Below are 6,396 nucleotides of genomic sequence, written 5' to 3'. Positions count from 1 at the left end.
TGATTGAGGTTATCGTACCGCCCCGGATTCTCTTGCACCCCAAAGTGCATCGCTTCTCCGATTACGACAACGACAACGACAACGACAACGACAACGACAACGACAACGACAACGACGATATGTGTTTAACTTGTTCTTGGCTCGTTACAAACCACTGTGGGAGCCGGCTGCGAGCCCGCCGCCGATCAGACCGGGACGATGCAGTTGTCCTCCATGCAGGCATTGACACACTGGGGCATGTCGAATTCACCCTCGCACTCGGTGCAGGTGTCGGGGTCGATCTTGTAGAGGCCCTTGAAGGGGCTGATCGACTTGGTGGGGCAGACTGTCACGCAGTCACCGCAGGCGGTGCAGGCGGATTTCAGGATTTGCATGGCCATAGGAGTCTCCGGTATTCGTTGAAACGGGGCCGCACGCGGCGGCGGCTTACAGGTCTATCGACCGGTCTAGTCGGCGCGCTTGAAGCGCAGGGTGGTCGGGAAGACCGGCGGCGGGCTGATGGGGTCGACGTACCACCGCGACCCGTCGGTCAGCTCCACCTCGCCGCCCCAGGTCTGCGGGGTGTCGGTCTCCACGGTGGCGATAGTCTCCTCCATGTCCTTCTTGGCGACATAGAAGAGGAGCGCGCCGCTGTCGCTCTTACGGATCATTACGCTGGGCATTGGTTTACCTTGAGTCTGTGTCGACCGCCGTCGTGGTCGTCGGTCGGGTCAGGCGCGCCGCGGCGATCACTCCTTGCCGCGAACTGCTGCTGCGCGCCTTGACCCGCGGCTTCCTGCCGGCTGCTGTCGGGTTACGCTTCGCTGACCCGAGCTACCGCACCAGGTCATAATTATAGTCCGTGGTGCCCATACCGCGGGTCTCCTCGTCGAGCCGCTCCAGGACCGCATTGACCAGGGTAGTGAGGATATACATGGCCCCCTCATAGCCCAGGGTCGTCATCCGGTGCAGATGATGACGGTCGAAGATCGGGAATCCGATACGGATCAGCGGGACCTCAAACTCCTTACCCTTGTGCAGGGTGTCGCGCTGAATGAACTTGCCGTAGGAGTTGCCGATCATGAAGTCCGGCTTGTTGGTGAACATCAGGGAGCGGAAGTGCCACAGGTCCGCGCCGGTATGGACCGTCGCGAGCTTGCCATAGGGCGAGGCGGCCAGAATCCCCTCCAACTCCTTCTTCCAGCGCTTATTCGCCTGATTGCACAGGATGTCGGTGGGCTCGGCGCCCAGTTCCAGCAGGAACTTCACCATCCCCAGCACATAGTCCGCATCCCCGTAGAGCGCGAACTTCTTGCCGTGCAGCCAGGCGTGGCTGTCGGTCATCATGTCCACCAGGCGGCCGCGCTCCTTGGCCAGCGAGGCGGGGATGGGCTTGCCGGTCAGCTCGGAGACCTTCATCAGGAAGTCGTCCGTCCATTCCAGCCCCATCGGGATATTGATGTGGGTGGCCGGCTGGTTCCAGACCAGTTCGACGTGCTTCTTGGTCTTGGGCAATTGCCAGGGCTGGAGCATCAGGGTGTCGATGGCGTTGGGGGCGTCCTTGATCTCGGCCTGGGTGGTGCCGCCGGCGTACATGCGGTACTCACCGTCGGCCGGGGTATCCAGCACCTCGGTGGGGTCGCACAACATGCTGTGGGCCACGCCCATCTCGTCGAGCATCCGGTGGATGACCCGGTAGTTGCCCAGATAGGTCTCGAAGCCGGGCACGATGTTGAGCTTGCCGTTGCTGCCGACCTTCTTGCTGTCCATGACGTTGAGGCTGAAGAAGCGGATGATGCCCTCGAACATGTTGTCCCAGCCGGTGGTATGGGAACCGACGAAGCTCGGGGTATGGGCGAAGGGGACCGGCAGTGCGTCCGGGATATGGCCTTCCTTCTTGGCGTTGGTGATGAAGCTGCTCAGGTCATCGCCGATGACCTCGGCCATGCAGGTGGTGGAGACGGCGATCATCTCCGGCTTGTAGAGCGCGAGCGCGTTCTCCAGACCGTCGAACATGTTCTTCTGGCCGCCGAAGACCGCCGCATCCTCGGTCATGGAGTCGGAGACGCAGGCGATCGGCTCCTTGAAGTGGCGGTTGAAATAGGAGCGGAAATAGGCCACGCACCCCTGGGAGCCATGCACATAGGGCAGGGTCTTTTCAAAGCCCAGCGCACAGAGCACCGCGCCCAGGGGCTGACAGGCCTTGGCCGGATTGATGGTCAGGGCCTCACGCTTGAAGTTGAGCTCTTTGTATTCCTCGGTGGTGGTCCACTGGAAGACCTGCGCGAGGCGCTCGGGCGTGTGGCCCTCTTCGACCGTGTCGCGCTTGTTGGCGAGGTTGGCCTTGTATTCCGGTGCCCGGAACAGCGGGTAGCTCGGCTTGATGTCGTCGACTGTCTGGCTCATCTCAATTCTCCTGCCGCGCCGCTAATCCGCGGACGACGGCATGATGGGATCGGGCCGGGTGCGCCAGGCGCACCCGTGCGGACTGGAACCGGGTGCGCCGGGCGCACCCGCGGGCAGGATCAGGCGCGGGCCTGCTGCGGCTGTGCCTGGGCCTCCTCCTCGACCAGCCAGGGCGCGGTCATCTTGCCCCAGCAGGGGTTGTTGATGGTCATGTCCATATCGCGGGCGAAGATCGAGAAGCCGTCATAGCCGTGATAGGGGCCGGAGTAGTCCCAGGAGTGCATCTGGCGGAAGGGGATGCCCATCTTCTGGAAGATGTACTTCTCCTTGATGCCGGAGCCGATCAGGTCGGGCTTGATGCGCTTGACGAATTCCTCGAACTCGTAGCCGGTCACGTCGTCGTAGAGCAGCGTGGAGTCGGCCATGTCCTTGATGGTGCGGTCATAGTCGTCGTTGTGGGCGAACTCGTAGCCGGTGCCGACCACCTCCATCCCAAGGTCCTCGTAGGCGCCGATGACGTGGCGCGGGCGCAGGCCGCCGACGTAGAGCATGACCCGTTTGCCTTCCAGCCGCGGACGGTACTTGGCGATGACGGCCGCGTATTGCGCCTCGTACTTGGCGATGACCGCCTCGGCATTGGCCTTGATAGTCTCGTCGAAGAAGGCGGCGATCTTGCGCAGGGACTCGGCGATCTTGGTCGGCCCGAAGAAGTTGTATTCCATCCAGGGGATCCCGTACTTCTCTTCCATGTGCCGGCTGATATAGTTCATCGACCGATAGCAGTGGATGAGGTTGAGCTTTACCTTGGGGGTCAGCTCCATCTCGGCGATGGTGCCGTCGCCGGACCACTGCGCGACCACCCGCAGGCCCATCTCTTCGAGCAGGATGCGCGAGGCCCAGGCGTCGCCGCCGATGTTGTAGTCGCCGATCACCGCCACGTCATAGGGCGTGGTCGGGAAGGAATCATCGCCGTCGCGGTTGCCGATGACCCAGTCGCGGATGGCATCGTTGGCGATGTGGTGACCGAGCGACTGGGAGACCCCGCGGAAGCCCTCGCAACGCACCGGGACGATCGGCTTGTCGAGTTCCTTGGCCTTCTTCTTGGAGACCGCCTCGATATCGTCGCCGATGAGCCCGATCGGGCACTCGGACTGGACGCTGATGCCCTTGTTGAGCGGGAACAACTGCTCGATTTCATCGATCAGCTTGGCGAGCTTCTTGTCGCCGCCGAAGACGATGTCCTTCTCCTGGAAGTCGGACGTGAAATTCATGGTGCCGAAGGTGTTGACCCCGGTCATGCCGACATAGTAGTTACGGCGTCCGGCGCGGGAATACTGACCGCAGCCGACGGGTCCGTGGGAGACATGGATCATGTCCTTGATCGGCCCCCACACCACACCCTTGGAACCGGCATAGGCGCAGCCGCGCACCGTCATCACCCCGGGCAGGGACTTGCGGTTGGAGGTGATGCACTTCTTGGACTGCTCGATCGCCTGGTCGTTGACCGCCAGGTGCTTGGCGCGATCCTTCTTGGCCTTTTCCGGGTAGACTTCCAGGACCTCGGCAATGAGGTCGAGGGTCTCTTCACGAGTCAAATTCGCCATGTTGGCTCTCCGCAACGGGCGCCGCGGCTAATCCGCCGACGGAACGCTCTGCAACAACGCTGTTCTGAACCACGCAGGCGCGGGGGCGCCTGGGGGCTCGATCTTGGTACCCGTCCGATCAGGCCGCGACTTCCTCGCCGGCCGTCTTGCCGACGATCGACTCGTCTTCCTCGTCCATCAGACCGAAGGCCATCAACAGTTCTTCGAGCGCATCCATGGTGATCGGGGTGGGGATCACGAAGTTCTTGTTGTTGATGATCTTGTGCGCAAGGTCCCGATACTGCTGGGCCTGCGCGGCCTTGGGGTCATACTCGATGACCGTCATGCGGCGGATCTCGGCGCGCTGCACCACGTTGTCGCGGGGCACGAAGTGGATCATCTGGGTGCCGAGCTGGCGGGCCAGTTCGATGATCAGCTCATCTTCGCGGGCGGTGTTGCGGCTGTTGCAGATCAGGCCGGCCAGGCGCACGCTACCGGAGTTGGCGTACTTCACGATGCCCTTGGCGATGTTGTTGGCCGCGTACATGGCCATCATCTCGCCGGAGCAGACGATGTAGATCTCCTGGGCCTTGTTCTCACGGATGGGCATGGCGAAGCCGCCGCACACCACGTCGCCCAGCACGTCATAGAAGACGAAGTCCAGATCCGCCTCGTAGGCGCCTTCCTCTTCCAGGAAGTTGATGGCGGTGATGACCCCGCGGCCGGCGCAGCCGACACCCGGCTCCGGGCCGCCGGACTCGACGCACTTGATGCCGCGGTAGCCGACCTTGAGCACGTCCTCCAGTTCGAGGTCTTCCACGCTGCCGGCGTTCGCCGCCATCTCCATGATGGAGTTCTGCGCCTTGGCGTGCAGGATCAGACGGGTGGAGTCGGCCTTGGGGTCGCAGCCGACGATCATCACCTTTTTACCGGCCTCGGCCAGGCCGGCGACCAGATTCTGGGTAGTGGTGGACTTGCCGATTCCACCTTTGCCGTAGATGGCGCATTGACGCAGTGCCATGGGTAGGTTCTCCTGTAGGTCGCTTTCGCAGCGGTTGAACAAAATTCGCGTTCAACGGGCTATCAGCAAATCGCGTGCCATCTCATGTACTGTAATATAAACGTCGTGAAAACAAATATGTATATTGATATTTCGGGCCGTCGGGCCTTGGTAGCATCCACGACAAGGCGGTGGCGGCTGTATGGATAATGACAGACAGCCGGAGTCGGAAATGGACCTTGCCCGACACGCCTCCTTCCTCGCCGCCGCGGCGACCCTGCCCCCGGCGGCGCGCCTGTGCATCAACCGCTGCAACCTGCCGGCCTGGATCCTGGGCAGCCTCGCCTTCCAGCGCCACCCGGTGCCGCTGGCGATCGACGGGGTGCACGACTTCCACGGCGACCTGTGTCGGCGCCTGGACCCGGTCGCCGACCACGGCGCGCGGGCCCAGTGCTTCGTCGACTACATGACCGTGCGCTTCTGCCTGGCGGACCTGGAGGAGGCGGGGCTGACGCCGGGCCGGCGCAAGAAGTCCCGGGCCAACGCCAACTATCTGCGGCTGGTGCGCGGTTGGTCCTTCGACTCGGACGGCCGCGAGGGGGCCGTGCTCAAATACTGGGCCGAGACCCGCTTCGGCCTGCTGGCCCGCCACCACGGGCGGCCCCTGTACGGTCGCGGCAGCGAGGACTATCTATGGTTCCAGGGGGAGGCGGTGCGCGGGATCTATGGCACCAACGCCGTGGAGTCCCAACTCGACCTGCTCTACACCTACTGTCAGTACGAACTGGCCCGCCAACATCCCGGGACGACTCACCTGACGTTGCACCGGGGCATCAACTCCATCGGCGACCACGAGGTCCTGGGCCGCGAGCCGGACGGCTCCTATCTGGTCCTGCTCAACAATCTCAACAGCTTCACCAGCGACCGGGAGCGCGCCGACGAGTTCGGCGACTACCTGCTGACGGCGCAGGTGCCGCGCGCCAAGGTCTTCTTCTACAACCGGCTGCTGCCCGGGATGCTCAAGGGGGAGGACGAGTTCGTCGTGGTCGGCGGGGTTTATGGGGTGCGGATCGCGACCCTGTGAGTCGGGGCGGGGCTTTAGATCATGGTTCCGGCCGGCCGCCGTCGGTCCGCGCAGCGGACCCTAGGCCCCGTAGGGGCCGCTGTGCGGACCAACGACCTTGCGGTTTGCGGGGGTGTCCCGCCCCCGCGGGCTGGCTCCCTCGCGCCAGCGCCGAAGCAAGTACGCACGCCCGGCATTCCAATGCCGGAAAGACCGCTCCCGATCCCGCGATCAGGGCATCAAGCCGCCGCGCGGCCCCCGACATCCCGCAACACCTGCACCAGCACCCGCGCGTCCTCCAGCGAAAAGACCCCGGCCACACCCTGATCGTCGAAGTCGGTAAAGGGGCTCTCGTAGAGGCGCCG

7 protein-coding genes are annotated in these 6,396 nt (G+C 63.5%); 2 read left to right on the top strand and 5 right to left on the bottom strand.

Features of this window, described 5'->3' with window-relative positions; genetic code table 11:
• The first annotated feature begins 3 nt into the window (after positions 1 to 3).
• Positions 4 to 129, top strand: a complete 126-nt coding sequence (locus tag QZY48_RS27925; protein WP_295436907.1) for a hypothetical protein — start codon at positions 4 to 6, stop codon at positions 127 to 129.
• Between the two features lie 56 nt (positions 130 to 185).
• Here QZY48_RS27925 and QZY48_RS27920 read toward each other — a convergent pair whose 3' ends face one another.
• The 5 genes from QZY48_RS27920 to nifH form a co-directional block, all read right to left on the bottom strand.
• A complete protein-coding gene (locus QZY48_RS27920) occupies positions 186 to 380 on the bottom strand; it encodes a 4Fe-4S binding protein (protein WP_295436905.1) in 195 nt (64 codons plus the stop codon).
• Between the two features lie 66 nt (positions 381 to 446).
• A complete protein-coding gene (nifT, locus tag QZY48_RS27915) occupies positions 447 to 662 on the bottom strand; it encodes a putative nitrogen fixation protein NifT (protein WP_100918827.1) in 216 nt (71 codons plus the stop codon).
• Positions 663 to 813: 151 nt separating this feature from the next.
• The gene (nifK, locus tag QZY48_RS27910) at positions 814 to 2,385 is read right to left on the bottom strand and encodes a nitrogenase molybdenum-iron protein subunit beta (RefSeq protein WP_295436904.1); all 1,572 of its coding nucleotides are present in this window, start codon (positions 2,383 to 2,385) and stop codon (positions 814 to 816) included.
• A 119-nt stretch (positions 2,386 to 2,504) separates the two neighbouring features.
• Entirely contained in the window at positions 2,505 to 3,989 is a 1,485-nt protein-coding gene (gene nifD / locus QZY48_RS27905; RefSeq protein WP_295436902.1) for a nitrogenase molybdenum-iron protein alpha chain, read from the bottom strand.
• Positions 3,990 to 4,107: 118 nt separating this feature from the next.
• Entirely contained in the window at positions 4,108 to 4,989 is an 882-nt protein-coding gene (gene nifH / locus QZY48_RS27900; protein WP_295436901.1) for a nitrogenase iron protein, read from the bottom strand.
• Positions 4,990 to 5,200: 211 nt separating this feature from the next.
• On the opposite strand from nifH, the gene QZY48_RS27895 reads away from it, so the two are divergent.
• Complete coding sequence (locus QZY48_RS27895) at positions 5,201 to 6,052, top strand: NAD(+)--dinitrogen-reductase ADP-D-ribosyltransferase (RefSeq protein WP_295436900.1); 852 nt, start codon at positions 5,201 to 5,203, stop codon at positions 6,050 to 6,052.
• Positions 6,053 to 6,396: the final 344 nt, after the last annotated feature.

It is taken from the genome of uncultured Thiodictyon sp., from assembly GCF_903828115.1.
Classification (GTDB): domain Bacteria; phylum Pseudomonadota; class Gammaproteobacteria; order Chromatiales; family Chromatiaceae; genus Thiodictyon.
This window is presented reverse-complemented; position numbering and strand designations above follow the sequence as displayed.